The organism is Cryptocyanus atlanticus LEGE 06306, assembly GCF_056633155.1.
This window is the reverse complement of record NZ_JBSJOZ010000001.1, coordinates 300,635-325,113: the sequence shown is the minus strand read 5'-3', so window position 1 is coordinate 325,113 and position 24,479 is coordinate 300,635. Positions and strand designations below refer to the sequence as shown.

Below are 24,479 nucleotides of genomic sequence, written 5' to 3'. Positions count from 1 at the left end.
GCCCTAACCTGCGCCGATGACCATCCGCGCCTCCCTGAGGGGCTGGTTCGAGCTGCTGCGCTGGGACAAGCCCAGCGGCCGCCTCGTCCTGCTCATCCCCGCCGGCTGGTCGCTGTGGCTGTTGCCGGGGGGCGGACCGCCGGCGTCCCTGGTGGGGATGATCACGCTCGGTGGCCTGGCGGTGAGTGGGGCGGGCTGCGTCGCCAATGACCTCTGGGACCGCCGCATCGATCCGCGGGTGCGTCGTACCCGCGGCCGGCCCCTGGCCAGCGGCCGGGTGAGCGTGGCCAGCGCCGCCCTGCTGCTGCTGCTCTGCCTGGGGGCGGCCCTGGCGGTGGTCCTGGCCCTGCCGGCCGAGGTGCGGCTGCTCTGCCTGGGGCTCGCCCTCGCCACCCTGCCGCCGGTGCTTCTGTACCCATCGGCCAAGCGCTGGTTCCCCTTTCCCCAGCTGGTGCTCGCCCTCTGCTGGGGCTTCGCGGTGCTGATTCCCTGGGCCGCCGGCAGCGGATCCCTGCGGGGCGGCTGGCCCCTCGCCCTGATCTGGCTGGCCACACTGCTGTGGACCTTCGGGTTCGACACCGTCTACGCCATGGCCGACCGCAGCGACGACGCCGCCCTCGGCCTGCGCAGCAGTGCCCTGACGCTCGGGGGGGCGGCGGCGCCAGTGGTGGCGCTCTGCTATGGAGCGGCGGCCGTCGGTCTGGGCCTGGCCGCGGCGCTCAGCGGCATCGGCTGGCCGTTCTGGCCCCTCTGGTTGGTGGCGGCCCTGGGCATGCTGCGGGAGGCCGCCCTGCTGCGCGGGGATCCGCCCCGCTCCCGCTTCGGTCTCCATTTCGCCCGCCAGGTGCGCCTGGGAGGACTGCTGCTGCTGGCCCTGGTGCTGGGGCGGGTGGGATGAGCGGTTTGCCGGAACCGCTGCGGGCGGGGGATCGGCTGCGACTGGTGGCGGCCAGTTCCGCCCTCAGGGACGGCGCGGCCCTGGAGGCGGGCCTGGCCGTGCTCGAGAGCTGGGGGCTTGAACCCGGCCGCCCCTTCCCCACCGACCGGCGCTGGGGCCATTTCGCCGGTGATGATGGCCAGCGTGGCTCCGATCTGCACGGAGCCTCCGACGGACGCGGGGCGGGGGGGGAACGCCTCTGGGCCGGAGTCCGCGGCGGCTGGGGCGCGGCGCGGCTGCTGGAGCGGCCCCTGCCCCAGCCCGAGGGCTGGCTGCTGGGCTTCTCCGATGTCACGTCCCTGCTCTGGGCCCGGCAGGCCCTCGGCCACCCCGGGGCCGTGCATGGTCCCCTGGTCACCACCTTGGCGGACGAACCCGCCTGGAGCCGGGAGCGTCTCCGCGCCTTGCTGTTCGGTGGGGCCCTGCCCGATCTGGCGGGGGAGCCCTGGTGCGGCGGGCGGGCCGAAGGGCCGCTGCTGGTGGCCAACCTCACCGTGGCCACCCACCTGCTGGGCACTCCCTACCTGCCGCCCCTGGACGGGGCGGTGCTGATCCTCGAGGACGTGGGCGAAGCGCCCTACCGGATCGAGCGCATGCTCACCCACTGGAGGCTCTGCGGGGCCCTGCATCGGCTGGCCGGCCTCGGCTTCGGCCGTTTTCTGGCCTGCGATCATCCCGCCGAGCCGGCCGATCCACCGGAGGACCCGACCCATCGCTTCAGCCTCGAGCAGGTGCTGCGCGAGCGCACCGCCGATCTGGGCATCCCCGTGCTGGCGGGTCTTCCCGTCGGCCATGGCGCCGGCAACGCCGCTCTGCCCCTGGGGGTGCCCGCCCGCCTCGACGGCGACACCGGCCGGCTCAGCCTGCGGCTCTGACCTCGGCCGCAGCGGTGGGGGAGGCGAGGGCGAGCCGCTGGGCCAGCACCGCTTCGGCGATGTCGAGGTCGAAGCGGGTGGTGATCTTGATGTTCGACTCCGGTGCGGGGATCACCTGCACCGGCCAGCCGAGCCGCTCGAACAGGGAGGCGTCGTCGGTGACCAGCCAGCCCTCGCCGAGGGCCCTGGCATGGGCGGCCCGGAGCGGCCCCACCGGAAAGCCCTGGGGCGTCTGGGCGGCCCAGAGGCTGCTGCGGTCGGGGCTGTCCAGCACCAACCCCGTCCGGTCCACCCGCTTGATCGTGTCGGTGACGGGGGTGGCGGCAATCACCGCGGCCCCGCCTTGCACCGCCTGGGCGCAGCGTGCGATCAGCTCGGGTTCCACCAGGCAGCGGGCGCCGTCATGGATCAGGACCGTTTCGGCCTCGGCGGGCAGGGCCGCCAACCCCCGACTCACCGAGTCCTGCCGGGTGGCGCCCCCCTCGATCCAGTGGACCGGCCGATCCGGTGCCGCCGCCGTCACCATGGCCATCACCTCCTCCTGATCGGCCGGCTGGCCCACCAGAGCGATCCAGCGGATCTCCCCGCAGGCCAGGGCCGCCTCCAGGGTCCAGGCCAGCAGTGGGCGGCCGGCCAGCGGCAACAGCAGCTTGTTGCGCCCGGCCCCCATCCGGCGTCCGCTGCCGGCGGCGGCGATCAGCAAATGCACAAGCGACTCCCTCAGAAGGTCGAAACCGGATCAGATTCATACAATCAGCCCGACTCCGCCTGCGCAGCATCCCCTGCGCGTCACCGCCCCGATGCGTGTTCTCGTTCTGAATCCGGGCGACAGCGGAACCCAATTGCAGGCCATCCCGGCGCTGGCAGCTGTGGCCGACCACCTCTCCGCCCAGGTCCAGGTTGCCTGTCCCGCTGCCGCCGCCGCCGTCTGGAAGCTCCTGCCGGCGGTGGAGAAGGTGCTCCCCTACAGCTTCGATCAGGACACCTCCCTGGCCGACTGGGCCAACCTGCTCGGCGGGGTGCGGGAGCCCGATTTCCAGGTCTGTCTCAACCTGGCCGGTGGCCGCTCCATCGACCTGCTGCTCTCCCTCGGCCACATCCCCACCCGCATCGCCCGCAGCGGCTTCTCCGCCACCACCACGGTGACTCCCGCCCCGGGCTGGCCGGCCCAGTCGCTCGAAGCCTGGCTGCGACCGATCGGAGTTCCCCTCGACGCCGCCTCCTACCGGCTGGCCCTGCCGAAGGCGGCCCTCGAGGCCGCCGCCGCCGCCGCCCCTGCCGGCACGGGGCCCCTCCTGCTGCTGGCCCCGCAGGTGGTCCCAGGCGGCCCTGGGGGCGACTGGCCGGCCGATCGCTGGCAGGAGCTGCCGGCTTCGATCCGTGGCAGGCTGCCCGATCTGCGCGTGCAGGGGCCCAGGCCGGGCGCCACCCCCCTCGAGGCCGCGGCCCAGGTGGCCTGCGCCGACGTGGTGCTCAGCAGTGATCCGTTCACCACGGAACTGGCCCTGCTCACGGGCGCCTCCCTGGTGGCCATGGGTCGCGGACACGACACCCTGCCCCAGCGGCAGGGTGTACAAGGAATTGGCTCCGCCGGGAGCCTGGAGGACCTCAGCCTGGCTGACGTGCTCCAGGCGCTCGGGCTGGGCTAGGTCCTCCCCTCGTCTCCGGCGCCGGATGCTTCCACGCCCGCGGCAGCTCCGCTTCCGTAGCTCCTCCTCCCGGCCACCCTCCACCCGAATCCGGGCGCCGTGGCGAACCCCCCTTCTCTCCCTGATCCTGCTGGTGAACGCCTCGGCGGCCGGCTACCGGATCACCGAAGGCTGGGACTGGGGCGACTGCTACTGGATGGTGCTGGTCATCTTGACCACCCTGGGCTGGAGCGACGGCACGGGCGAGCCCCTCTCCGCTGCCGGCCGCCTGGTCACCACCCTCTCGATCGCCGGGGGGCTGGTGGTGGTCCAACTGGCCATCCAGGGTCTGCTGGGCCTCACTGATTCCGGCTACTTCCGCCGGATGCGCGAACTCCGCTTCCGCCGCTGGCTGAACCGCATGCAGAACCACGTGATCCTCTGCGGCTATGGCCGCATCGGCCAGGAAATCGCCAAGCAGCTCAGCGCCGAAGGCGTGCCGCTTCTGGTGGTGGAGATGGATCCCGATCGCAAGGATGCCGCCGAAGACAGTGGTCTGCCCGTGCTCCAGGCCGACGCCACCATGGATGAAACCCTCGTCGAGGCGGGGATTCACCAGTGCCGCAGCCTGGTGGCCGCCCTGCCCAGCAATGCCGCCAACCTCTATGTGGTGCTGAGCGCCCGCAGCATCGCTCCCCGCTGCCGTCTGATCGCCCGTTCCGACAGTGAGGAGGCTGAACGGAAACTGCTCCTCGCCGGTGCCGACCAGGTGGTGAGTCCGTTCGTGGCGGGGGGGCGCACCATGGCTGCGACGGCTCTGCGACCGCTGGCGGTGCGGTTCATGGATCTTCTGGCCGGCTCCGATTGTGAGGTGGAGGAGTTCCAGCTCAGCCACAACGGCGCCCTGCTGGGCGATCTCAACGGCCGCAGCCTGGCCGAGCTGGAGCTGCGGCGGCGCACCGGCGTGCTCGTGCTGGCCATCCGCACCCCGGCTCCGGAGGTGACCAATGCCGCCGTCTACCGCGGCGTCGCCGCTGCCCCACCGAAGCCCCGGCTGATCACCAACCCCGAAGGGGCCGTGAGACTGGTCCCCGGCCAGTTGCTGGTGGCCATGGGCAGCCAGGCCCAGCTGCGGCGCTTCGCCGACCTGCTCGGTCCGGCCCTGCAGGGTGTGCAGATGATGAGTGAGTGAGGCGGCATGGGTCCGGGGGGGCGGTTCCGGCGCCTCATACGATCGCGCTCGTCCAGAAGTTGCGCCGATGTCCGGATCTCCGCTCCCCCCCCTGGCCGGTCAGACGGCCCTCGTGACCGGTGCCAGCCGCGGCATCGGTCGTGCCATCGCCCTGGCCCTGGCCGAAGCGGGCGCCGAGGTGGTGATCAACTACGCCAGCTCCACCGAAGCCGCGGCGGCGGTGGTGGCCGAGATCGCCGACACGGGGGGACGAGCCTGGAGCCACCGGGCCGACGTGGCGGTCGAGGAGGAGGTGGAGGGGATGGTCCGGGAGGTGCTCGCCCGCAGCGGCCGGCTCGACCTGCTGATCAACAATGCCGGCATCACCCGGGACGGCCTGCTGATGCGGATGCGGACGGATGACTGGCGCCGCGTGCTCGACCTCAATCTCACGGGGGTCTTCCTGTGCACCCGTGCCGTGTCCCGTTCGATGCTCAAGGCGCGTCGGGGTCGCATCGTCAACATCACCTCGGTGGTGGCCCTGATGGGCAATCCGGGTCAGGCCAACTACAGCGCCGCCAAGGCCGGCGTGATCGGGCTGACCCGCAGCACTGCCGCCGAGTTCGCCAGCCGCGGCATCACCGTCAATGCGGTGGCCCCCGGCTTCATCGCCACCGAGATGACCCAGGATCTCGACCCGGCGCCGATCCTCGCCGCCATCCCCCTGGCCCGGCTCGGACAGCCCGAGGAGGTGGCCGGAGTCGTGCGTTTTCTGGCGGCCGACCCTGCCGCCGCCTACATCACCGGCCAGGTGCTGCAGGTGGATGGTGGGCTGGTGATGCACTGAGTCCGGCACCGGGGCTCAGGTCTCCGATCGGACCGCCACCGTGAGGAGCGAGGTCCCGATGCCCACCGACAGCCACCGGCAGAAGCGGGCATCGAGGCGTCCGATGGCCAGCAGGAGTGCGTTCAGCTGGGGCGCCAGCGGCGCCAGGTCCGATCGCGCCTGCTCCGGTGCCGAGATCAGTCGTCGGCTGATCGGTCGCCAGATCAGGAAGATCGGGACCATCCAGGCGTTCCAGCCGTGCAGCCGTTGCACGGTGAAGCCGTGACGACAGCAGAGGTGCCGCACGGCCGAGGGCGTGAAGCGGCGTTCGCTGCCCACGGCCACATCGTGCTGACCCCGCAGCACGCTGAAGGCGGGCAGGTTCAGCACCAGCAGCCCACCGGGCCTGAGCACCCGGGCGAATTCCCCCAGGGCCTTCTCGGGATCCAGGCCCCGGCAGCAGATCACGTCGAGGGAGATCAGCGCATCCTGGGAATGGTCCGGAAACGGAATGGCATCCACGCTCCCTTCCACGACCCGCTCGAACCCCCTCCGGCGGGTGTGGGCCAGGGCCAGCGGGGAAATGTCGAATCCGCGCAGGCTCCAGTCGGGATGGTGACGCTGGAGCTCCTGCAGGGTGCCGCCCGTGCCGCAGCCCGCATCGAGGACGGTGGCTCCGGGTCGTCCGCCAAGGCCGCGGGACAGGGTGTCGACGACGAGCTCCCGCAGCAGGATGTACCACCAATAGTCATCCTCGACGTGGCGCATCACGTCGTATTCCTGGTCCAGCACGTTGCGGCGTCCCGTCCTGAGGGCGCATCATCGCAGCCGCCGGAGGGGTCAGTCGCGAATCGCTGGCCGGGCCAGTTCCTCCCGCAGCCGGCGGATGCGCTGCAGCAGCCGCAGACGCCGGCTGCGGGCCGTGATGGTGAGGATCAGCCGTAGCGGGATGTAGACGAGCGCCATGGCTAGGCCCAGCCCGGCCACGAACAGAAACACCATCAGGCTGGCGCCGGAGACGGTTTCAAGCGCCGGATCGATCAGGGCGTCGGCCACCGAGGCACTGAGGCTGGTGCGCAGGTTCTCCTCCATGGACGGACCCTATCGAGGCGGGGTGGCGGCTGCCCCCCGCGGCGATGGGAGCGATTCGGCTTTCCCCACCTGGGGGAGGCCGCCGGATCGGAGCCGTTGTGGGACGCTGAAGATCGTTTGTAGACGGCCACGCCGAGCGCGGGCCATTCCCCAGCCGATGGCCAAACTGATCAGTTTTTCGGATGCCTCCCGCGCTTCCCTTGAGCGGGGCGTCAACGCCCTCGCCGATGCGGTGCGGGTCACGATCGGCCCGAGGGGCCGCAACGTGCTGCTGGAGAAGTCCTACGGAGCCCCCGACGTCGTCAATGACGGGGTCACCATCGCCAAGGACATCAGCCTGGAGGATCCGTTCGAGAACATCGGAGCCCGACTGATCCAGCAGGTGGCCTCCAAGACCAAGGACCAGGCAGGAGACGGCACTACCACGGCCACCGTGCTGGCCCAGGCCCTGGTGAAGGAGGGCCTGCGCAACGTGGCGGCCGGAGCCAATCCGGTGGGCTTGCGCCGCGGCATGGAGCGGGCCGCCGAGCACGTGGTGGCGGGCATTGCCCGCCGCTCCAGGGCCGTCGAGGGGGAGGCCATCCGCCAGGTCGCCACCGTCAGTTCCGGGGGCGATGAGGAAGTGGGTCGCATGGTGGCAGAAGCCATGGACGCGGTGAGCACCGATGGTGTGATCACCGTGGAGGAATCCCGTTCGCTCGCCACCGAACTGGAGATCACCGAGGGGATGGCCTTCGATCGGGGTTACTCCTCGCCCTATTTCGTCACCGATGGCGAGCGCCAGGTCTGTGAGTTCGACGGGGCGCTGATCCTGGTGACCGACCGCAAGATCGGCAGCATCATGGATCTGGTACCGGTGCTCGAAGCGGTCACCAAGACCGGTGCCCCCCTCGTGATCCTGGCCGAGGAGGTGGAGGGTGAGGCCCTGGCCACCCTGGTGGTGAACAAGAACCGCGGAGTTCTGCAGGTGGCGGCGGTGCGGGCACCGGGCTTTGGTGACCGCCGCAGGGCCATGCTCGAGGACATCGCCATCCTGACCGGCGCCACCTTGATCAGTGAGGACCGGGCCATGACGCTGGAGAAGGTCGCCCTGGGCGACCTGGGCCGGGTGCGCCGGATCACGATCAGCAAGGACACCACCACCCTGGTGGGCACCGAGGACCATCGGGCCGCCGTGGCTGATCGGGTGGCCGCGATCAAACGGGAGCTGGAGGCCACCGACTCCGACTACGACCGGGAGAAGCTCAACGAGCGCATCGCCAAGCTTGCCGGTGGGGTGGCGGTGATCAAGGTGGGTGCCCCCACCGAAACCGAGCTGCGCCACCGCAAGCTCCGGATCGAAGATGCCCTCAACGCCACCCGGGCCGCGGTGGAGGAAGGGATTGTGCCGGGGGGAGGATCGATTCTGGTCCAGTTGGCCGGTGAGCTCGACCCGCTGATCGACTCCCTTGATGACGACGAGCGCACCGGCGCCCAGATCGTGCAGCGGTCCCTCTCGGCCCCGGTGCGCCAGATCGCCGAGAACGCTGGAGACAATGGGGATGTCGTGGTCTCCGAGGTGAGCCGGCAGAACCTGGGGTACAACGCCGTCAGCGGCGCCTATGAGGACATGGTTGCCGCCGGCATCCTCGACGCGGCCAAGGTGGTGCGGCTCGCCCTGCAGGATGCGGTGTCGATCGCCGCCCTTCTGATCACCACCGAGGTGGTGATCGCCGATCAGCCCGAGCCCCCCGCTCCCGCCGGGTCCCCCGACGGGATGGAGGGTATGGGAGGAATGGGCGGTATGGGAGGAATGGGAGGAATGGGGATGCCCGGCATGATGTGATGGCCTGAGGGCCGCTCACCCTCCGGCCGGGGGAGGCTCGTCCGGGCCGATCGCCCGGACGTAGGATGCCACATGCAGGTCCACCCCGGTGATGGCCGTTCCCACCACCACCGCGTCAGCCCCCTGGGCCAAGGCGGTTCGGGCCTGTACCGCTGAGCTGATTCCCCCTTCACAGATCAACGCAACCTCCGCCGCCAGCCGCCTGCGCAGGGCTGGAAGCAATTCCAGCCCCGGTGGATGGCTGCTCCGGGTCGCTTCCGTGTAGCCGAACAGGGTGGTGCCCACCCACTGGCAGCCCAGGTCCGCCGCCCGACGTCCATTCGCGATCGAATCGATGTCCGCCATCAGCGGGGCGCCCAGCTCCCGGCCGGTCCTCTCGATCAGGTCCTGGAGCAGCTGACCGTCCGGCCGGGGTCGCTCGGTCGCATCGAGGGCCACGATGTCCGCCCCCGCGGCCCAGACCGCCCGGATTTCTTCCCAGCCCGGTGTGATGTAGACCTCGCTGCCGGGGAACTGCCGCTTCCACAGCCCGATGATCAGGGCGTCGGGACAGCGGCGGCGCACCGCTCCGATGTGCTCGGGACTTTCCAGCCGCACGCCGATGGCCCCATTGGCGAGGCTGGCTTCTGCCATGGCCGCAATCACGGCAGGGTCCCGCAGGGGTGATCCCTGGGGAGCCTGCACCGAAACGATCAGCCCCCGATCCAGGCCGCTGCGCCGCAGCGCCTCCAGGGGAAACCGTCCCATTCAGGAGGCGCGTCGCCGGTCCTGGTCCTCACTGACGGGCAACCAGGATCGCAGCGAGGCCAGGCTGGGATGGCTGGGGGCAGGCGCCGGACGGCTGGGGCGGCCGTCCTCGGGGAGGTGCTGGACGGCCGTTCGCTCCGCCAGGGGGGCCTGCTGGAGGGGAACAGGCGGGCCCTGAAGCCGCGGGGGCAAGGCCTGCGCGGGCAACGGGATTGGAGGCACGGGTGCCTCCGGGGCCTCGCTCCGCTCCGGGTCGATCGACCCATCCGACTGGAAAGTGCTGGCCACTTCCTCGATGCAGTCCCGCACCAGGGATCGGAACCGGCGCAGGGGCCCTCGGCGGACCGGAGCGTCGGGCGCGGCCCCGGCGGCGGCCGCCGCCGGATCCCATTCCTCTGCCTCTGCCTCTGCCTCTGCCTCTGCCTCTGCCTCTGCCTCAGCTTCAGACCCCACCCCAGGCTGAGGCTCGGCCGCGGCCGTGGGGGACGGGGAGGGGGTGTCAGCGAAGGGGGCCGCGCTGGGGAAGGGTTCGCAAGGGAATGGATCCACCTTGAACACGGTGGCGGAGAAGCTCGCCGCTTCGGGGATCACCGCGTCGAAGATGTCGGCCTGGATGACCTCCGCCGGCGGATGGGGCGTCGGGAGAGGTTGGGCCGGAAAGGCCGGAGCGCTGTAGGGGACGGCTGCCGGCGCGCTCGGGTCGGCCGACTCCGCTGCCTGGCCCGCCGGCGCCGGAATGATCAGGGGTTGTGCCCCGAGGGAGGACGGGGGCCCCTGGGCTTCCGAGCCGGAGGACTGCATTGCGAAGATAGCGTGCACGTTGAAACTGGGGAGCGGCTCCAGGCAGGCCACGGGATCGGCCGTAGCGATGGTCGGGACCGGGGCGGCGGGAGGATCCGCCGGAGCTGGGGGCGCCGATGGAGCGGCCGTGGCGGCGAGGGGGGAGTTCAGCTGCTGGTGCCACCAGCTCAGCTCGCCGGCATCCCGTGAGAGGGCTGGGATCAATCCGCTCAGGGATTCGACGCCGTGGCGGTGGGCCCACCGCTGGGAGAGCCAGGCAAGCGCGGGGCCGTGGCGAGCCTCCAGCGCCGCAAGCAACTCCTCATGGCCGTCCCCGCGATCGGGCAGAGCGCCGCCTGCAGGGTGTTCCGGAAAGGAGGGGGATGCGGTCACGGCGGACTCAGTTGAGTTTGCGATCCAGCAGGGGCCGGATCAGGAGAAACAGACCGAGGGCAAGGCCGGCGAGCACCCCCAGGCAGGTGAACCCGGTGACATCCCCGTAGGGGGCCTCCAGGACCACCTCCCCGAGGGAGAGGCTGCCGGCGTAGGCGGCGCGGATCGGTTCAATCGCGAAGGTAAGTGGATTCAGGGCAGCGAGCCAGCCCAGCCAGCTCGGCATGAAGGAAATCGGTGCCAGGGCGGTGCTGGCGAACAGCAGCGGCAGGTTGGCCACGAAGATCACCGCGATCAGCTCGATGTGCCCGGGCAGGGCGAAGGCGAGGCCGAGGCTCAGGGCCGTCACGGCGAACACGAGCAGCAGCAGGGTCACCAGCACCAGCACCAGCCCGGCCCCCCCCGGCCACCCGTAGCCGAGCAGGGCGGCTGTCCCCATGATCGCCAGGCTCTGCACCAGGCTGAGGCTGGTGATGTAGAGCACCGAGGCCAGCACGATCGAGCTGCGGGAACGCAGCGGCGCCACCAGCAGCCGGTTGAGGAACCCAAACTCCCGGTCGAACATCACCGGCAGCCCGGCGTTGAGGGCCGCGCTGAAGGCTGTGAACACGATCACCCCCGCCCCCAGAAAACGGCCGTAGCTCATGCCGTCCGGCAGCAGACCCTCCGGGGCCTTGGCGAACAGGGCCCCGAATAGCACCAGCCAGATCAGGGGTTGCAGCACACCGGCCACCAGGGTGGTGGGGCGCCGGACCAGCTGCAGAAACAGCCGGCGGGTCAGGGCAAGGGTCTCCTGGCTGAGGTCCGCCAGGGCGGAGCGATCCTCGATCGCTGCCATGGGCCGGGGCGAGGGCGCCGTCAGGGTGGGTGCGCTGGTCATGGCCGGAACGGCAGGGGGACAGGGGGAATGGGGCTGTGACGGACGGGTGGGCTCAGCGCATCGACTGTTTGCGCTCCGCCTTGGGATCGCGGCTGCCGGCCACCGCGAGCTCGGCGTCCATCAGGGTGCGGCCGGTGGCCTGGAGGTAGACGTCGTCCAGGCTCGGGCGGCTCTGGGAGAGGGAGAACACCGGCAGATCGGCCTCAACGAGCTGATGGCGCAACCGCTCGATCACCCCCGCGTGCTCCACCACCAGATTGAGGGAGTGGCCCTGGGCGCGGTTCACCACCACCTGCCGCACACCGGGGCAGCCCTGGAGCACCTGTCGGACCCGTCCAGCCTCCTGCTCATCGCTGAACTCCCGCACCCGTAGCGTCACCCGGTCGCCGCCAAGGGCGGTCTTGAGCTCAGCGGGGGTGCCTTCGGCGATCACCTGGCCGCCGTCGAGGATGGCGAGCCGGTCGGCCAGGGCGTCCACCTCCTCCAGGTAATGGCTGCTGAGCAGCACGGTGGTGCCGGCGTCCCGCAGCTGGCGCAGCACCTGCCAGATCGCGGCACGGCTTTCGATATCGAGCCCCACGGTGGGCTCATCGAGCACGAGCACCTCGGGGTCGTGCAGCAGCCCGCTGGCCAGATCCAGCCGGCGACGCATGCCGCCGGAATAGGAACCGCAGCGGCGGTCGATCCAGGTGTCCATGCCGAGCACCCCAGCAAGTTCGCTGATGCGGGCCTGGATCCGCGCCCTGGGCAGGTGATAGAGCGCTCCTTGAAGCTCCAGCAGCTCCCGGCCGCTCAGGATCTTGTCGATCGCCACCTCCTGGGCCACATAGCCGAGCCGCTCCCGCACGGCCCTGGGCTGGGCGAGCGCATCGATTCCCGCCACGTGCACCTGGCCCGAATCCGGGCTCAGCAGGGTGCAGAGAATGCGCAGGGCGGTGGTCTTGCCGGCTCCATTCGGGCCCAGCAGCCCGTAGAGGCAGCCGGAAGGCACCTCCAGGGAGAGGGAACGGAGGGCCTCCACCGTTCCGTAGCGCTTGGACAGTTGGTTGAGTTCGATCACCGCTTCAGGCACCCCTGCTGACGCTCCCGTCGGCGGACAGACCGACCCAATCTAGAAAGACGCTCCGCCGGGGACGGCCGGGGCCAGCAACTGGCTGGTCTGGAGACTGAAGAGGTCGGCGCCAGGGAGGCGGGCCACCAGCAGCAGCAGGCAGATGCCGAACAGGTACAGGATCGACCAGCGGAACAGGCCACGGGCGGGTGCCGGATCCTCGGGATCGGCGGCGAGCGTCCGGGCCATCTGCAGCAGCCGGCCGTTGAAGGGAATCACCAGCAGTCCGTAAAGCAGGCCGCCGCTGGGGAGGGCCAGCACCCCCAGCAGGCTGACCAGGGCGGTGGCGCGGGCGTAGTGACCGATGGCGTTGACCGTGACCAGTGGTCCCTTCACCACCGGCAGCATCGGGATTCCCACCGAGCGGTAGTCGTCCTTGAGCAGCAGGGCGAGGGCCCAGAAGTGGGCGGGGGTCCAGAGCATCACCAGGGTGAACAGCCACCAGCCCCCCAGCCCCACATGGCCAGTGGCGGCGGCGGCCCCCACCAGGGGGGGGATGGCCCCGGCCACCCCGCCGATGACGATGTTCTGGGGGGTGCGGGGCTTGAGCAGGGCGGTGTAGAGCAGCACGTAGCTGCACAGGCCCAGCAGGGAGAGGGCGGCCGCGAGGCAGTTGACCCCACTCACCAGCAGCGCCGCGGCCGCGCAGGTGAGGGAAATCGCCACGGCGAAAGCCGTGCGCGCCGAGAGCCGGCCGGAGGGCAGGGCCCGGCCGCTGGTCCGCACCATGCGGCCGTCGAGCTCCTGCTCCCAGAGGCAATTGAGCACCCCGGCGGCGGCGGCGGCCAGGGCCCCGCCCCCCAGGGTGCAGACCAGCCGAGGGGCGGCCAGGGGCCAGCCTTCGGAGAGGGCCATGCCGCCCAGGGTGGTGGCCAGCAGCAGGGGGATCAGACGGGGTTTGGCGATCTCCAGCCAGGGCGGGAGACGAACCTTGGCCCGGGAGGGAACCACCTGCTCCCGGCTGAGGGGAGGGCTGATGACGCTGGTGGCGCTAACCATGGCAGGGCTCGAGGCTGGTGGTCTGGAGAGATGGATCGGGGTTCGGAGCCGGCTCTGGGCGGTGGCGCACGACCAGGGCGCTGAGAACGGCCACCAGCAGGGCCGCCGTGAGCTGGTGACCGACGGTGACCAGCGGGACCGAGAGGGACAGGCGCAGGGTGAAGACCCCCAGCCCCACCTGGAGCACCACCAGTGCGGCGGCGGCCACTGCGTAGGGCCAGTGGTTGCGCCGCCGCCGGGGGACCAGGATCAGGGCGGCGGCCAGCCCCAGCACTGCCGCCGCCACCGGCGTGGCCAGCTGGCGGTGGAGGGAGAGCAGGCCGCAGGCCTCGCCACCGGCCAGACAGCGGCCCGAGGCCCACTGGGTGGCCATGACGGCGCCGGAGATGGCCTGGGCGAACACCAGCAGGGCGGCGAGGCCGCAGGCGAGGCACCAGCCGTGCCGCCAGGGGCGCGGCCGGATAGACCGAGGGGAGAGGGGCTGGACAGTTGGGGGAGGGGTGGAGGGCCCGGCCAGCACCAGGCCCTGATGGAGGGCGCTCACCAGGGCGATGAGCAGCAAGGCCGTGGACAGGTGGGCCGTCACTACATCGAAGCGCAGCAGCTCGGTGACGGTGAGAGCTCCCAGGGCCCCCTGCAGGGCCACCAGCAGTAGGGCGGCCCCGCTGGCCCAGGGCAGCCAGGCGGGACGGCGGGACCGCTGGAGAAGGCTCAGGGCCGCGAGCACCAGCAGGGCGATTCCCACCAGAAAAGCGTCGAGGCGATGGAACCACTCCAGAAAGACCTGGAGGGTCATCTGACGGGCCGGCAGCAGGCGGCCATAACAGAGGGGCCAGTCGGGACAGGCCAGGCCAGCTTCCATCACCCGCGTTGCACCGCCGATTCCCACCAGGGCGATGAGCGCCACCACCAGGTGCGATGTGAGCAGGGAGAAGCCTCGTCCAACCGTCATGGGCGTCAACCTAGCGATCACGAATGGGCCAGCAGCCGGGGTGGGGATGCGCTCACCGAGGGGCGGGCTCCTGTGTGGAACTCAGCACAGGAATGACGGCGCCGGTGCGGGCGTCGTCATCAGCCGAAGCGGGCCACCCGGCCTTCCCCATAAGCTGGGTCCAGCTGGCTTCCGGACGTGCCGATCCCTTCCGCCATCTTCACTCTGGTTGTGGGGATGGCCCTTGTGCTGGCTGGCCTGTGGGTGGGCCAGAGCGTGAACCTGCTTCCGGAAGCGGCCAGCTCCAATGCCCCCCTCTACGACGAACTCTTCAGGGTTCTGTTCAGCATTGGAACCATTCTTTTCGTCGGTATTCTGGGTCTGCTGCTGTTCAGCCTGATCCGGTTTCGCCGCCGCGACGGAGAGAAGGGTGATGGCACGGCGGTGGAAGGAAATCTGCAGCTGGAAATCTTCTGGACGGCGATTCCGGCGATCGTTGTTCTGTTTGTGGGCATCTACAGCTACGACATCTATGACCGGATGGGTGGAATGATTCCCCTGAGCGATCCCCATGCCATGCATGGCGGCCCCATGGCCATGGAGGCGACCCTCGAGGCCACTCCGGTGATGGACCCTTCCGAGCTGATCACCATGGCGTCCGTCAGCACGGCCGAGGCTTCCAGGGTCTGGGGGGGGATCGGGGCAACTCCCCAGGCGGGGGCCGCCGCCGCCGGCGTGCTGCCGGTAGAGGTGACCGCCCTGCAGTTCGCCTTTCTGTTCCACTATCCCCAGGGCGACATCACCAGCGGTGAGCTCCATGTTCAGGCGGGCCAACCCGTCGAACTCCGTATGGAGGCCCGGGATGTGATCCACGCCTTCTGGGTCCCCCAGTTCCGCCTCAAGCAGGATGTGGTTCCCGGTCAGCCGACGGTGCTCACCTTCACCCCCACCCGGCCCGGCCAGTACCCGATCATCTGTGCCGAACTCTGTGGTCCCTATCACGGTGGGATGCGCTCCACGGTCGTGGTCCACGACCGGGAGGATTTCGCCGACTGGTACGACCGAAGCCGCCCCGCCACCGTGGCCACCACGGTCTCCGTCAGCTCGACCGGGTGATCGTTCCTGCTCCGTTCACCCGCCCTTCCCGTCCGGTCCACCCCACCCATGACCCTGGCTCTCCCCCCCCCGGCCCCATCCCCTTCCCCAGGCCTGCAGCCCCAGGGTTGGCTCCGTTATCTCAGTTTCAGCCTGGATCACAAGGTGATCGGGCTCCAGTACCTGGTCACGGGATTCTTCTTCTACTTCGTGGGAGGCGCCCTGGCGGGGATGATCCGCGCCGAACTCGTCAGCCCGATCTCGGACTTCATGAGCCGGGACACCTACAACGAGGTGCTCACCCTGCACGGCACGGTGATGATCTTTCTGTGGATCGTGCCGGTGGTCAATGGAGGCTTCGGGAACTACCTGATCCCGTTTTACGTGGGCGCCCGTGACATGGCCTTCCCGCGACTCAATGCCGTGGCCTTCTGGCTGATCCCTCCGGCTGGATTCCTGCTGATCGCCAGTTATTTCATTGCCGGGGCTTCCCAGTCCGGCTGGACGGCCTACCCTCCCCTCAGCCTCACCACTCCGGCAGCGGGCCAAGTGGTCTGGATCCTGAGCGTGCTTCTTCTGGGTGGCAGCTCCATCTTCGGTGGCATCAACTTCATCGCCACGATCCTGAAGCTGCGCCGGCCCGGCCTCATGATGATGCAACTCCCGATGTACTGCTGGGCGATGCTCGGCACCAGCCTTCTTGTGGTTCTGGCAACACCGGTTCTGGCGGGAACCCTGGTGCTGCTCAGTTTCGACATCATCGCCCACACGGGCTTCTTCAATCCGGCTCTGGGTGGCAATGCGGTGGTGTACCAGCATCTGTTCTGGTTCTATTCGCACCCGGCCGTTTACATCATGGTGCTGCCTGCTTTTGGGTTGGTCAGCGAAATCCTACCGGTGCACGCCCGTAAGCCCTTGTTCGGTTACACCACGATGGTGTATTCCATCCTCGGCATTGTCTTCCTCGGCCTGATCGTTTGGGCCCACCACATGTTCACCAGCGCAACGCCGCCCTGGATGCGCCTGTTCTTCACGATCGCCACCGGCTTCATCGCCGTGCCCACCGGGATCAAATTCTTTAACTGGCTGGCCACACTCTGGGGTGGAAAGATTTCCCTTAACAGCGCCATCCTGTTCTCCTGTGCCTTCATCCTCCATTTCGTGTTCGGTGGCATCACTGGTGTTGCGCTGGCTCAGGTTCCCTTCGATATTCATGTCCACGACACCTATTTTGTTGTAGGTCACTTTCATTACGTGGTCTACGGTGGTACCGTCTTTGTGATTTTTGGATCCATTTACCACTGGTATCCCAAGGCCATCGGCCGGATGCTGAATGAGAATCTGGGTCGATTCCATTTTCTGCTCACTTTCATCGGTTTTAATCTCTGTTTCGCTCCCCAGCACTGGTTGGGACTGAACGGAATGCCCCGGCGCGTCGCTGAATACGACCCCCAGTTCACCCTGGTCAACCAGATCAGCAGCGTCGGTGCTTTGCTGATGGCGCTCAGCACCCTGCCGTTCCTCATCAATGTGATCTGGAGTGCCTTCGCCGGCCCGGTGGCCGGGGACAATCCCTGGAACGCACTCACACCCGAGTGGCTCACCAGTTCCCCGCCGCCGGTCGAGAACTGGAAGGGCCCTGCCCCGCTGGTCACTCACCCCTATGGCTACGGAGTGCCGCCCGGCCAGATCGATCTCCGAGCCGCCACCGGTCAGGAACTCTGGTCCGGTGGCCGCTGACCCCCCCCTCCGATCGTTCCTCGTCCGCCGGGAGCCGCCATGACTGCCATCACCCCCCGCTCCGACCCGTCCCAGCCCCTGGCCGCGCCCCAGCCCGCCGGCTCGGCCGCCGAGCTCGATTCCCATGGCCACGGGGAAGGTCATGTCGATGCCCGCCTGTTCGGGCTGGCCACCTTCCTGGTGGCCGACGGGATGACCTTCGCCGGGTTCTTCGCCGCGTACCTCACCTTCCGGGCGGTCAATCCGCTGCCGGAGAACGCCACCTACGAGCTGGAGCTGATCCTGCCCACCCTGAACACCGTTCTGCTGGTGCTGAGCAGCTTCACGTTCCACCGGGCGGCCCGGGAGCTGCGCCAGGATCGCCTGGCCCCATGCCGGCTGTGGCTGCTGGTCACTGCCGCCCTGGGGATCGCCTTCCTCGGCGGCCAGATGGTGGAGTACTTCACCCTGCCGTTCGGACTCACCGACAACCTCTTCGCCAGCACCTTCTACGCCCTCACCGGGTTCCACGGTCTGCACGTGTCCCTGGGCGCGATGATGATCCTGATCGTGTGGTGGCAGGCCCGGATTCCGGGACGCTTCACCCCCGAGGAGCACTTCGGACTGGAGGCCGCGGAGCTCTACTGGCACTTCGTCGATGGGATCTGGTTGGTCCTCTACGGGATCCTCTATCTGCTCTAAATCCGGCGGCAGCGCCCGGTGCCCGAACCCTCGGGATGGCCCCACCTTGCCGGATGGCCTCCGGACTCGCCACAATCAGAACCACAACCCATTCGAGATGGGCCCGACGTGCTGATCAGCTGCCATCCCCATGCCGAACGTCATGCCATCGATCGGCGGAGTCATGCTGGTTGGTAAGGAACTTCTGGCCAAGGCCCGTTCCCTCAGTTCCTGCTCGGAGGATGAGATTGCCCGCGCCTGCGGCTACGTCGGCCCCAGTGGTCGCCTGCTCAGGAAGAACTTCTACCGCGCCCTGGTCGAGGCCAAGGGCTATCGCCTGGGCGGTCCCTCCGCCGCGTCCTCCGCGGCCAAGGGACGTCAGGCGGAGTTCCGCACCCGGGTCCACGGCAACGGCAATCTGCTGATCGGCCACGCCTACACCCGTCGCATGGGCCTCGAGCCCGGCCAGGAGTTTCACATCCAGATCCACCAGGAGACGGGATCGATCTGGCTGCTTCCCGTCGAGGACACCCCCTCCGAGCCCTAAACCCGTGGAGCAGGCCGATGGGGGTGTTCAGGTGGGCGCGTCGGGGAGGGGGTGATCCTCCCCCGATCCCGTCGCCGGCGATTCCGCCTCCGGAGGGGCCTCGTCGTGGAAGCGGGAGCTGAAGGCGAGCAGATCGAAGCCGCTGAACAGGAAGCTGACGCCCACCAGGATGCCCAGCACCGAGAGCTGGCCGCCCATCTTCATGGTGAGGATCAGCAGGCCGAGGATCAAGGTGATGATCCCGTTGGCCAGGCCCCAGCCGCTGCCGACCGAGCGCCGGTGGGTGAGGGCCACCAGCACCGCCACCAGTCCTTCCACCAGGAAGACCACCCCGATCGCCAGGGAGAGCGCCGCCACCTGGGCCGCCGCGTTCCCCAGCCCGCCGCGGAACTGGGCAATCATCCAGCCCCCGGTGACCAGGAAGAGGGTGGAGACCACCAGCCGCCAGAACGTGTGCCAGCGGGTGAGGTGCCGGGAGCGGACCAGATTGTCGACCCAGCCCACCAGGCCCCCCACCAGGAAGGCCACCGCCACCACCGCCGTGACCCAGAAGGAGGCCACCACTGGAAAGATCAGGGCCAGCAGGCCGAGCACCACCATCAGCACGCCCTCCGCGATGGTGAACGTGCGCAGCGCGGCGATCTGGTGGCGGCCGAGGGAGCCCGAGGGCCGATCCTGCCGGGGGGACAAGGAGGTCATGACGTGGCGAGGATCCTGATCGGTTCCCAGGAACCTAGACAGGCCCGGGCGAACGGTCAGCCCCAGCCGTGGGCGATCAACCAACTGTCATCGATGCTGGCGCCGGGAGCCGGGGCTCCTGCACCCCCCCGCACGGTGAGCAGGCGCTCGGTGTACTTGGCCAGCAGGTCGGCCTCCAGGTTGACCCGATCGCCCACCCGGCGTTCCCGCAGGGTCGTGCCCCGCCAGGTGTGGGGGATCACGGCGATCCAGAAGCGCTCCCCTCCCGGGCTGCAGCCCGCCACCGTGAGGCTGATGCCGTCGACCGCCACGCTGGCCTTCTCGCAGATGTAGCGGCCGTAGGCGGGATCGCGCCAGCCCAGCTCCAGCCGCCAGGCGCCGGCCGTCTGGCTGATTCCCTGCACCTCCCCGGCCCCGTCCACGTGGCCGCTGACCAGATGGCCCCCGAGCCGGTCGCACAGCCGCAGGGCCGGCTCCAGGTTCACCCAGGCTCCGCTGGCGGCCTTGGCCGCCAGGGTGCTGCGTTCGAGGGTCTCCTCGCTCACGTCGGCACGGAACCCGTCGGCCAGCAGCTGGGAGACCGTCAGGCAGACCCCGTCCACCGCGACGCTGTCACCGAGAGCCAGGGGGGCCAGCCCGGCCAGCCCGTCCACCACCACGCCGCGGGACTGGCGGCGCAGCCTCCCCACCGCCTGAACCAGACCGGTGAACATGTCCCACGCCGCGCTCCTGGCCATAATCGGACATCAGGCTGACGCGTCGGAACCATGGTTGAGATGCGCGTGGCCGGAATCGCGCTCGATGCGGCCAGTCGCAGCCCGATCGTGCTGCTGCGGGATCCCTCCGGCCGCCGCCAGGTGCCGATCTGGATCGATCAGGCCCAGGCCCAGAACATCCTCTCCGGCCTCGGCGGCCAGACCCCACCGCGACCCCTCAGCCACGACCTGATGGCCAGCCTGATGGCGGTGGGCGGCGTCACCCTGGAGCGGGTGATCATCCACTCGATCGAGGATGCCACCTTCCGGGCCGTGCTCAAGCTCAGCGACGCCGACAGCGAGGCCAGCGAACTGGACTGCCGTCCCAGTGATGCCATCGCCCTGGCCCTGCGCACCGGCAGCGCCATCTGGATGCTGGAGGAGGTGGTCGCCGACGCGTCCATCCCGGTGGATGCCGAGGCCGATGCGGAGGAGAAGGAGGATTTCCGCCGTTTTCTCGACCGGCTCAGCCCGGCCGAGCTGATCCGCAACCTGGGCCGGGCCCAGCGCCAGACCAACGGGGGATCGGACCCCGACGAGGGGCCCGCCGATGGGGAGGAGCCCGGATCCGATGGCCCCGCCGGACGGGATCCCGGTGCCCAGCCGGCCTGAGGCGGCGCGGCGGTCATTCGGTGCCGGTCCGGCCGTCTCGCTGTTCAGCCTCGGCACGATGCGGGCCCTCTCCAGCCCCGACAGGATGGAGACGGTGCTCCGCGCCGCCCTGGCTGTGGGGATCAACCACGTCGAGACGGCGCCGTCCTACGGACCGGCCGAGGCCTACCTGGGACGGGCCCTCGGGCGCGTGGCCCGCGAGGATCCGGCCGCCCCGGCCCCGGTGCTCAGCAGCAAGCTGCTGCCGGGGGTCCCGCTGGAGGAGGGCAAGGCCCAGCTGCGGGCCAGCCTGGGACGCCTCGGCGTCCGCCGCCTGGACAATCTCGCCGTGCACGGCCTCAATCGCCCCGAGCACCTGGCCTGGGCCCTGGGGGGGGACGGGGCCGCCCTGCTGGAGTGGGCGGTGGGTGAGGCGCTGGTGGGGCAGGTGGGGTTCAGCAGCCACGGCAGCACCGGCCTGATCGCGTCGGCCCTGGCCAGCGGTCGCTTCGGCTTCTGCAGCCTCCACCTCCACCTCTTCGACCAGGAACGGCTGCCCCTGGCCCGCCAGGCCCTGGCCGCCGGCCTGGGTGTGCTGGCGATCTCCCCGGCTGACAAGGGGGGGCGTCTGTACGATCCGCCCCCCGAGCTGGTGGCCGACTGCGCCCCCTTTCCCCCCCTGCAGCTGGCCTACCGCTTTCTGCTGGCCGAGGGAATCAGCACCCTCAGCCTCGGCGCGGCCCAGCCCGACGACCTGGTCTGGGCCGGCCGGCTGGCCCAGGCTTCCGGGCCTCTGGAGCCGGCCGAGCGGGACGCCCTGGCCAGGCTCGCGGCCGCCGGGCGGAGCCGCCTCGGGGACGAACGCTGTGGGCAGTGCCGTGCCTGCCTGCCCTGCCCCAGCGCCGTGCCGATCCCGGAGCTCCTGCGGCTGCGCAATCTCGCCGTGGGCCATGGCATGGAGACATTCGCGCGGGAGCGCTACAACCTGATCGGCCGGGCCTCCCACTGGTGGGAGGAGCTCGATGCCAGCGCCTGCCGCGGCTGTGCCGCCTGCCTGCCCCGCTGTCCCCACCGGCTGCCGATTCCGGATCTGCTGGCCGACACCCATCGCCGCCTGGCCGCGGCGCCGCGGCGAAGGCTGTGGGGCTGAACGCCGGGGGCTGTCGGTTCGGCCGGGCGGGGCTTCAGGGGGCGGCCCGCTCCCAGAGCCGCTGCAGCCGTTGGCGCTCCGCCGCCGGCAGGGGGGGCAGCGCCTGGCAGTGTTCCAGCACGGCGGGGGGGGGATAGAGCAGGGCCGACACCGGCTTCGGCCAGCGGGCCAGGCTGTCCTCCAGCCGTTGGCGCGGCAGGGGGGGCACCCAGCCTTCCGCCAGCAGCCGGTCGAGCAACGGGGGCGAGGCGGGCTGCCTGACCCAGGCGAGCGGCAGGGGCTGACGGCTGCGCGCCGGGCGCAGCAGCAGATTCCACCACAGCGGTGAGCCGCTGGAGGGCAGCAGGGCAGAGAGACGGGAATCGCTGCGGAGCAGCGGCAGCACCCGCTGGCTGGGCAGCACCGCGGCCTCGGCTCTGCCGCTGAGCAGCAGGTTGAGGCCGTCGCGCTCATCGAAGGCCAGAGCCTGGGCCCGGAGCCGTGCCACCTGGCTCTCCAGGCGGGGATCGCCCTCCGCCCCGGCGCCGCCGCCGCCGGGATCGAGCTGACGCCTGGCCAGTTCGATCACCACCCGCGGAGAGGAGGGCAGGACCAGCTGCTGCCGCAGGCTGGGGTCGAGCAGCAGGGCCCAACCCTCATCGCCGCGGTCCACCAGATCGCGGCGGTTGCGCAGCAGCAGCAGCCAGGTGCCGAAGGCCCAGGGATAGGCCAGCGGGGGGCCGCTTCCGGGTCCGTAGAGGTGACTCACCGCTCTGGCGAAGGGCGCCAGCTCGGCGAACAGGGCGTCCCCCTCCATGTCGGGTGTGGACGCCTGGCCCGGTCCGGCTGTGAAGGGTTGCAGCCGGGAGGGGGGCAGATCGCTCAGCCAGCCGTCCGGAAGCTGCACCAGGCCGCTCTCACTCCCTGGCATGGCCGGGCCGGAGCCGAGGGTGGCCAGCACGGCGGCCGGGTCCGGCAGGGCCTGGCCCATCCAGGGCGGCGGCAGGCGCTTCAGCCAGGCGGTGGGCACATCGCCGCGGCTGTAGAGCAGCCGCAGGCTGGATCGCGGTCCGCAGCCGGCCAGCAGCCCGACGCCGCCCAAGGCCGAGAGCTGCAGCAGCCGGCGGCGGCTGAACCGGTGTCGGGACGGGGCCTCCATGGCTGGACCCTAGAGGGCGGCCTCCAGCCGCTCGCAGGCGGTGTCGCAGGCCTGGCCGAGGGCCCGGGGGCTGCGGCCGCTCAGTTCCCAGAGCAGGGCCAGCCCGCCGGCACCGACCCCTTCCTTGACGTAGCCGCGCTCGTAATCGCGCAGGGCGGCGCTGCGACAGCTGTGGAAACGAAGCGCGCTGGCGAAGGCGATCGGATCCACACCCCAGCGGGTGCCGATCCGCTGCAGCAGCAGCACCAGATCGCTGTCGCTCTCGCCCGCCACCCAGGCGGTGGTGCCCAGGGCGGCCTCGGCGACCAGGACAGGGCGCAGCCGGGGGGGGGCCAGGGCGAGGGCCAGGGCCAGCACCGCCGCCATCTGGCTCCCACCGGCCAGCAGGAGCGGGATTCCCCGCGCTGCCGCGCCCAGCACCAGGCCGGCGGCCAGGGGCTGCATCGGATCGCCCACCGCCGCCATCACCGCCAGCGGGTCGCCGCCCGCCGGCGCCAGCCCGGCCGTCTCCAGGCCGCGCCGCACCAGGGCGGCCTTGAGGTCGTGGGCCGGTTGCCGCAGGCTGCCGCTCACCAGCCCGGTGGCATCGATCCCCAGGCCGCAGAGCACCGCCAGGGCCGTGCTGGTGCCCCCGGGCACGCATTCGGCGATCAGCAGGGGGGCTGGATCAGCGGGGGGCGGCCCGGCCGCCGCGCCGGAGCGGCCCCAGCGCTCCCCCCAGTGGCGCCCCAGGGCCACCAGAGCGCTGACCCGACCGGGCGGCATCGCGGCGCCGCTGCTCAGACAACGGGCCGGAGCCTGGCCAAGCCGCAGGTGGGCCACCGCCGGGGCCAGGGGCGCCCCCAGGTCCACCACCAGGGTGTGCAGCGCCAGCTCCCGCCGCACCACATGGGCGATCAGGGCGGGGCTCACGCCCGCCGGCAGGGGCGGCAGGGCATGGGGTCGGGGACCGTCGGGGCCGTTGATCAGCAGTTCCGCGTCGGCCGCGGCGGTTTGCCGTCGCGACTCCGCCGTGGCGCCGGCGGCCGAGATGCCCGGAATGGCGGCGGTGTCCGTGCCGGCCAGTAGCAGCAGCAGCTGGCTGGCCGGCCAGTTCCGCTGGATCCGGGCGCACCAGCGATCCGCCTGATCGGCCTCGCCGCAGAGCCGGTTCACCGGCGGGGGGCGTGGCGGCGGAGGGTCACGGCGGTCAGAGCGGATCGAGCGCGATCAGCGGACGCAGCTGGGGAGGAGGTTCGCCGATCGGAGCCTGCAGCTTCGGGAAGATCCAGTAGGCCACCGCGTGCAGGGCCAGCACGTAGATCAGGTTCTGCAGCAGGACCAGGGCCAGGGCGAGCGCCTGCACCTGCAGCAGATCGGGTACGACGCCGAGGTTGAGCAGGCCGGTGAGGCGATCCAGCAGCCCCGCGGCGGCGGTGGTGATCAGCACCCAGAGGTTCTCCCCCAGCAGCACCGACAGCACCGCCACCCGCACGAGGAAACCGGCGGCGCCGATCAGCAGACCCACGCCCCAGGTGAGCCACCAGCTCCAGCGCAGTGACCAGCCTCTCCCCAGCCAGAGGGCCAGCAGGCCGTAGGGAAAGATCACCAGGGGGCCGCGGATCGGCCCCATCAGCGCCACCAGCAGCAGCGCCGTCACCACCAGGCCTTCCCAGCCCGGCCGCCAGCCCTGGCGCAGCTGCAGCAGGGCGAGGGGCAACGGCAGCGCCAGCCGGAACAGCGCCCCGCCCACCGGCAGGTAATAGAGGCCGGCCCACAGCAGTGCCGTGGCGGCGGCCAGGTAGGCGGTTTCCACCAGCTGGCGCGCCTGGCGGGCGCTGAGCAGGGTCGAGCGGCCCGAGGCCCCGGAGGGCGGGGCGGCGGACCGCCTCGGGCTCGGTGGTGGCGGCGGAGAAGGCATGCGCGGGGC

At 70.6% G+C, this 24,479-nt stretch carries 26 protein-coding genes; 12 read left to right on the top strand and 14 right to left on the bottom strand.

The window, feature by feature from the left end; all coding sequences use genetic code 11:
* Nucleotides 1-16: 16 nt before the first annotated feature.
* Both ACWJI7_RS01695 and ACWJI7_RS01690 read left to right on the top strand, forming a co-directional pair.
* Nucleotides 17-898, top strand: a complete 882-nt coding sequence (locus ACWJI7_RS01695; protein WP_479934760.1) for a 4-hydroxybenzoate polyprenyltransferase — start codon at nt 17-19, stop codon at nt 896-898.
* A complete protein-coding gene (locus ACWJI7_RS01690) occupies nt 895-1,812 on the top strand; it encodes a S66 peptidase family protein (RefSeq protein WP_479934759.1) in 918 nt (305 codons plus the stop codon). Before ACWJI7_RS01695 ends, ACWJI7_RS01690 begins: the two co-directional genes overlap by 4 nt.
* On the opposite strand, the gene ispD is transcribed toward ACWJI7_RS01690, so the two are convergent.
* Complete coding sequence (gene ispD / locus ACWJI7_RS01685; RefSeq protein WP_479934757.1) at nt 1,796-2,521, bottom strand: 2-C-methyl-D-erythritol 4-phosphate cytidylyltransferase; 726 nt, start codon at nt 2,519-2,521, stop codon at nt 1,796-1,798. The genes ACWJI7_RS01690 and ispD overlap by 17 nt on opposite strands.
* Before the next feature lie 91 nt (nt 2,522-2,612).
* Here ispD and ACWJI7_RS01680 point away from each other — a divergent pair, with 91 nt between their 5' ends.
* From ACWJI7_RS01680 to fabG, 3 genes are all read left to right on the top strand, one after another.
* Nucleotides 2,613-3,461 carry a glycosyltransferase family 9 protein gene (locus tag ACWJI7_RS01680; RefSeq protein ID WP_479934755.1) on the top strand — a complete coding sequence of 283 codons (849 nt, stop codon included), beginning with the start codon at nt 2,613-2,615 and terminating at the stop codon, nt 3,459-3,461.
* Between the two features lie 25 nt (nt 3,462-3,486).
* Nucleotides 3,487-4,632, top strand: a complete 1,146-nt coding sequence (locus ACWJI7_RS01675; RefSeq protein ID WP_479934753.1) for an NAD-binding protein — start codon at nt 3,487-3,489, stop codon at nt 4,630-4,632.
* Between the two features lie 67 nt (nt 4,633-4,699).
* The gene (fabG, locus tag ACWJI7_RS01670; RefSeq protein WP_479934752.1) at nt 4,700-5,458 is read left to right on the top strand and encodes a 3-oxoacyl-[acyl-carrier-protein] reductase; all 759 of its coding nucleotides are present in this window, start codon (nt 4,700-4,702) and stop codon (nt 5,456-5,458) included.
* Nucleotides 5,459-5,473: 15 nt separating this feature from the next.
* On the opposite strand, the gene ACWJI7_RS01665 is transcribed toward fabG, so the two are convergent.
* Both ACWJI7_RS01665 and ACWJI7_RS01660 read right to left on the bottom strand, forming a co-directional pair.
* The gene (locus ACWJI7_RS01665; RefSeq protein WP_479934751.1) at nt 5,474-6,229 is read right to left on the bottom strand and encodes a class I SAM-dependent methyltransferase; all 756 of its coding nucleotides are present in this window, start codon (nt 6,227-6,229) and stop codon (nt 5,474-5,476) included.
* Between the two features lie 48 nt (nt 6,230-6,277).
* Nucleotides 6,278-6,529, bottom strand: coding sequence for a hypothetical protein (locus ACWJI7_RS01660; protein ID WP_479934750.1), 252 nt, complete (start codon nt 6,527-6,529; stop codon nt 6,278-6,280).
* A 157-nt stretch (nt 6,530-6,686) separates the two neighbouring features.
* On the opposite strand from ACWJI7_RS01660, the gene groL reads away from it, so the two are divergent.
* Nucleotides 6,687-8,354 (top strand): chaperonin GroEL, encoded by a 1,668-nt coding sequence (gene groL, locus ACWJI7_RS01655; RefSeq protein WP_479934749.1) that lies wholly within the window; start codon nt 6,687-6,689, stop codon nt 8,352-8,354.
* A 15-nt stretch (nt 8,355-8,369) separates the two neighbouring features.
* Here groL and ACWJI7_RS01650 read toward each other — a convergent pair whose 3' ends face one another.
* From ACWJI7_RS01650 to ACWJI7_RS01625, 6 genes are read right to left on the bottom strand one after another with little or no spacing between them, the layout of a single operon-like run.
* Complete coding sequence (locus ACWJI7_RS01650; protein ID WP_479934748.1) at nt 8,370-9,101, bottom strand: N-acetylmannosamine-6-phosphate 2-epimerase; 732 nt, start codon at nt 9,099-9,101, stop codon at nt 8,370-8,372.
* Nucleotides 9,102-10,274 carry a hypothetical protein gene (locus tag ACWJI7_RS01645; RefSeq protein ID WP_479934746.1) on the bottom strand — a complete coding sequence of 391 codons (1,173 nt, stop codon included), beginning with the start codon at nt 10,272-10,274 and terminating at the stop codon, nt 9,102-9,104. It lies immediately after the preceding gene.
* A gap of 7 nt (nt 10,275-10,281) precedes the next feature.
* Complete coding sequence (locus tag ACWJI7_RS01640) at nt 10,282-11,154, bottom strand: ABC transporter permease (RefSeq protein WP_479934745.1); 873 nt, start codon at nt 11,152-11,154, stop codon at nt 10,282-10,284.
* A 52-nt stretch (nt 11,155-11,206) separates the two neighbouring features.
* Nucleotides 11,207-12,226 carry an ABC transporter ATP-binding protein gene (locus ACWJI7_RS01635; RefSeq protein WP_479934743.1) on the bottom strand — a complete coding sequence of 340 codons (1,020 nt, stop codon included), beginning with the start codon at nt 12,224-12,226 and terminating at the stop codon, nt 11,207-11,209.
* A 39-nt stretch (nt 12,227-12,265) separates the two neighbouring features.
* On the bottom strand, nt 12,266-13,264 hold the full coding sequence (locus tag ACWJI7_RS01630; RefSeq protein WP_479934741.1) for a heme o synthase: 999 nt from the start codon (nt 13,262-13,264) through the stop codon (nt 12,266-12,268).
* On the bottom strand, nt 13,257-14,216 hold the full coding sequence (locus tag ACWJI7_RS01625; protein WP_479934739.1) for a COX15/CtaA family protein: 960 nt from the start codon (nt 14,214-14,216) through the stop codon (nt 13,257-13,259). Before ACWJI7_RS01625 ends, ACWJI7_RS01630 begins: the two co-directional genes overlap by 8 nt.
* A gap of 177 nt (nt 14,217-14,393) precedes the next feature.
* Here ACWJI7_RS01625 and ACWJI7_RS01620 point away from each other — a divergent pair, with 177 nt between their 5' ends.
* The 4 genes from ACWJI7_RS01620 (at nt 14,394) to ACWJI7_RS01605 (ending at nt 18,237) form a co-directional block, all read left to right on the top strand.
* On the top strand, nt 14,394-15,311 hold the full coding sequence (locus tag ACWJI7_RS01620) for a cytochrome c oxidase subunit II (protein WP_479934738.1): 918 nt from the start codon (nt 14,394-14,396) through the stop codon (nt 15,309-15,311).
* Between the two features lie 48 nt (nt 15,312-15,359).
* The gene (gene ctaD, locus ACWJI7_RS01615; RefSeq protein ID WP_479934737.1) at nt 15,360-17,030 is read left to right on the top strand and encodes a cytochrome c oxidase subunit I; all 1,671 of its coding nucleotides are present in this window, start codon (nt 15,360-15,362) and stop codon (nt 17,028-17,030) included.
* A 39-nt stretch (nt 17,031-17,069) separates the two neighbouring features.
* Nucleotides 17,070-17,711 (top strand): cytochrome c oxidase subunit 3, encoded by a 642-nt coding sequence (locus ACWJI7_RS01610; RefSeq protein ID WP_479934735.1) that lies wholly within the window; start codon nt 17,070-17,072, stop codon nt 17,709-17,711.
* Nucleotides 17,712-17,874: 163 nt separating this feature from the next.
* The gene (locus tag ACWJI7_RS01605) at nt 17,875-18,237 is read left to right on the top strand and encodes an AbrB family transcriptional regulator (protein ID WP_479935128.1); all 363 of its coding nucleotides are present in this window, start codon (nt 17,875-17,877) and stop codon (nt 18,235-18,237) included.
* A 27-nt stretch (nt 18,238-18,264) separates the two neighbouring features.
* On the opposite strand, the gene ACWJI7_RS01600 is transcribed toward ACWJI7_RS01605, so the two are convergent.
* The gene (locus ACWJI7_RS01600) at nt 18,265-18,936 is read right to left on the bottom strand and encodes an HdeD family acid-resistance protein (protein ID WP_479934734.1); all 672 of its coding nucleotides are present in this window, start codon (nt 18,934-18,936) and stop codon (nt 18,265-18,267) included.
* A gap of 56 nt (nt 18,937-18,992) precedes the next feature.
* The gene (locus tag ACWJI7_RS01595; RefSeq protein ID WP_479935126.1) at nt 18,993-19,649 is read right to left on the bottom strand and encodes a riboflavin synthase; all 657 of its coding nucleotides are present in this window, start codon (nt 19,647-19,649) and stop codon (nt 18,993-18,995) included.
* Nucleotides 19,650-19,703: 54 nt separating this feature from the next.
* Here ACWJI7_RS01595 and ACWJI7_RS01590 point away from each other — a divergent pair, with 54 nt between their 5' ends.
* Nucleotides 19,704-20,303, top strand: coding sequence for a bifunctional nuclease family protein (locus tag ACWJI7_RS01590; protein WP_479934732.1), 600 nt, complete (start codon nt 19,704-19,706; stop codon nt 20,301-20,303).
* Entirely contained in the window at nt 20,263-21,432 is a 1,170-nt protein-coding gene (locus tag ACWJI7_RS01585) for an aldo/keto reductase (protein ID WP_479934731.1), read from the top strand. Before ACWJI7_RS01590 ends, ACWJI7_RS01585 begins: the two co-directional genes overlap by 41 nt.
* A 34-nt stretch (nt 21,433-21,466) precedes the next feature.
* Here ACWJI7_RS01585 and ACWJI7_RS01580 read toward each other — a convergent pair whose 3' ends face one another.
* From ACWJI7_RS01580 to ACWJI7_RS01570, 3 genes are read right to left on the bottom strand one after another with little or no spacing between them, the layout of a single operon-like run.
* The gene (locus ACWJI7_RS01580) at nt 21,467-22,570 is read right to left on the bottom strand and encodes a type 2 periplasmic-binding domain-containing protein (protein ID WP_479934730.1); all 1,104 of its coding nucleotides are present in this window, start codon (nt 22,568-22,570) and stop codon (nt 21,467-21,469) included.
* 9 nt (nt 22,571-22,579) lie between these two features.
* Nucleotides 22,580-23,725: a nicotinate-nucleotide--dimethylbenzimidazole phosphoribosyltransferase gene (locus tag ACWJI7_RS01575; protein ID WP_479934729.1), complete on the bottom strand. Its 1,146-nt coding sequence runs from the start codon at nt 23,723-23,725 to the stop codon at nt 22,580-22,582.
* A 34-nt stretch (nt 23,726-23,759) separates the two neighbouring features.
* Nucleotides 23,760-24,470 (bottom strand): DUF2232 domain-containing protein, encoded by a 711-nt coding sequence (locus tag ACWJI7_RS01570; protein ID WP_479934728.1) that lies wholly within the window; start codon nt 24,468-24,470, stop codon nt 23,760-23,762.
* Nucleotides 24,471-24,479 lie beyond the last annotated feature (9 nt).

What these genes read in the sequence shown, in the direction of transcription:
- ACWJI7_RS01695 (WP_479934760.1), top strand. Translation starts at nt 17, where the DNA reads ATGACCATCCGCGCCTCCCTGAGGGGCTGGTTCGAGCTGCTGCGCTGG.
- ACWJI7_RS01690 (WP_479934759.1), top strand. Translation starts at nt 895, where the DNA reads ATGAGCGGTTTGCCGGAACCGCTGCGGGCGGGGGATCGGCTGCGACTG.
- ACWJI7_RS01680 (WP_479934755.1), top strand. Translation starts at nt 2,613, where the DNA reads ATGCGTGTTCTCGTTCTGAATCCGGGCGACAGCGGAACCCAATTGCAG.
- ACWJI7_RS01675 (WP_479934753.1), top strand. Translation starts at nt 3,487, where the DNA reads ATGCTTCCACGCCCGCGGCAGCTCCGCTTCCGTAGCTCCTCCTCCCGG.
- fabG (WP_479934752.1), top strand. Translation starts at nt 4,700, where the DNA reads ATGTCCGGATCTCCGCTCCCCCCCCTGGCCGGTCAGACGGCCCTCGTG.
- ACWJI7_RS01660 (WP_479934750.1), bottom strand. Translation starts at nt 6,529, where the DNA reads ATGGAGGAGAACCTGCGCACCAGCCTCAGTGCCTCGGTGGCCGACGCC.
- groL (WP_479934749.1), top strand. Translation starts at nt 6,687, where the DNA reads ATGGCCAAACTGATCAGTTTTTCGGATGCCTCCCGCGCTTCCCTTGAG.
- ACWJI7_RS01650 (WP_479934748.1), bottom strand. Translation starts at nt 9,101, where the DNA reads ATGGGACGGTTTCCCCTGGAGGCGCTGCGGCGCAGCGGCCTGGATCGG.
- ACWJI7_RS01640 (WP_479934745.1), bottom strand. Translation starts at nt 11,154, where the DNA reads ATGACCAGCGCACCCACCCTGACGGCGCCCTCGCCCCGGCCCATGGCA.
- ACWJI7_RS01630 (WP_479934741.1), bottom strand. Translation starts at nt 13,264, where the DNA reads ATGGTTAGCGCCACCAGCGTCATCAGCCCTCCCCTCAGCCGGGAGCAG.
- ACWJI7_RS01625 (WP_479934739.1), bottom strand. Translation starts at nt 14,216, where the DNA reads ATGACGGTTGGACGAGGCTTCTCCCTGCTCACATCGCACCTGGTGGTG.
- ctaD (WP_479934737.1), top strand. Translation starts at nt 15,360, where the DNA reads ATGACCCTGGCTCTCCCCCCCCCGGCCCCATCCCCTTCCCCAGGCCTG.
- ACWJI7_RS01610 (WP_479934735.1), top strand. Translation starts at nt 17,070, where the DNA reads ATGACTGCCATCACCCCCCGCTCCGACCCGTCCCAGCCCCTGGCCGCG.
- ACWJI7_RS01605 (WP_479935128.1), top strand. Translation starts at nt 17,875, where the DNA reads ATGCTGGTTGGTAAGGAACTTCTGGCCAAGGCCCGTTCCCTCAGTTCC.
- ACWJI7_RS01600 (WP_479934734.1), bottom strand. Translation starts at nt 18,936, where the DNA reads ATGACCTCCTTGTCCCCCCGGCAGGATCGGCCCTCGGGCTCCCTCGGC.
- ACWJI7_RS01595 (WP_479935126.1), bottom strand. Translation starts at nt 19,649, where the DNA reads ATGTTCACCGGTCTGGTTCAGGCGGTGGGGAGGCTGCGCCGCCAGTCC.
- ACWJI7_RS01590 (WP_479934732.1), top strand. Translation starts at nt 19,704, where the DNA reads ATGGTTGAGATGCGCGTGGCCGGAATCGCGCTCGATGCGGCCAGTCGC.
- ACWJI7_RS01585 (WP_479934731.1), top strand. Translation starts at nt 20,263, where the DNA reads ATGGCCCCGCCGGACGGGATCCCGGTGCCCAGCCGGCCTGAGGCGGCG.
- ACWJI7_RS01580 (WP_479934730.1), bottom strand. Translation starts at nt 22,570, where the DNA reads ATGGAGGCCCCGTCCCGACACCGGTTCAGCCGCCGCCGGCTGCTGCAG.
- ACWJI7_RS01570 (WP_479934728.1), bottom strand. Translation starts at nt 24,470, where the DNA reads ATGCCTTCTCCGCCGCCACCACCGAGCCCGAGGCGGTCCGCCGCCCCG.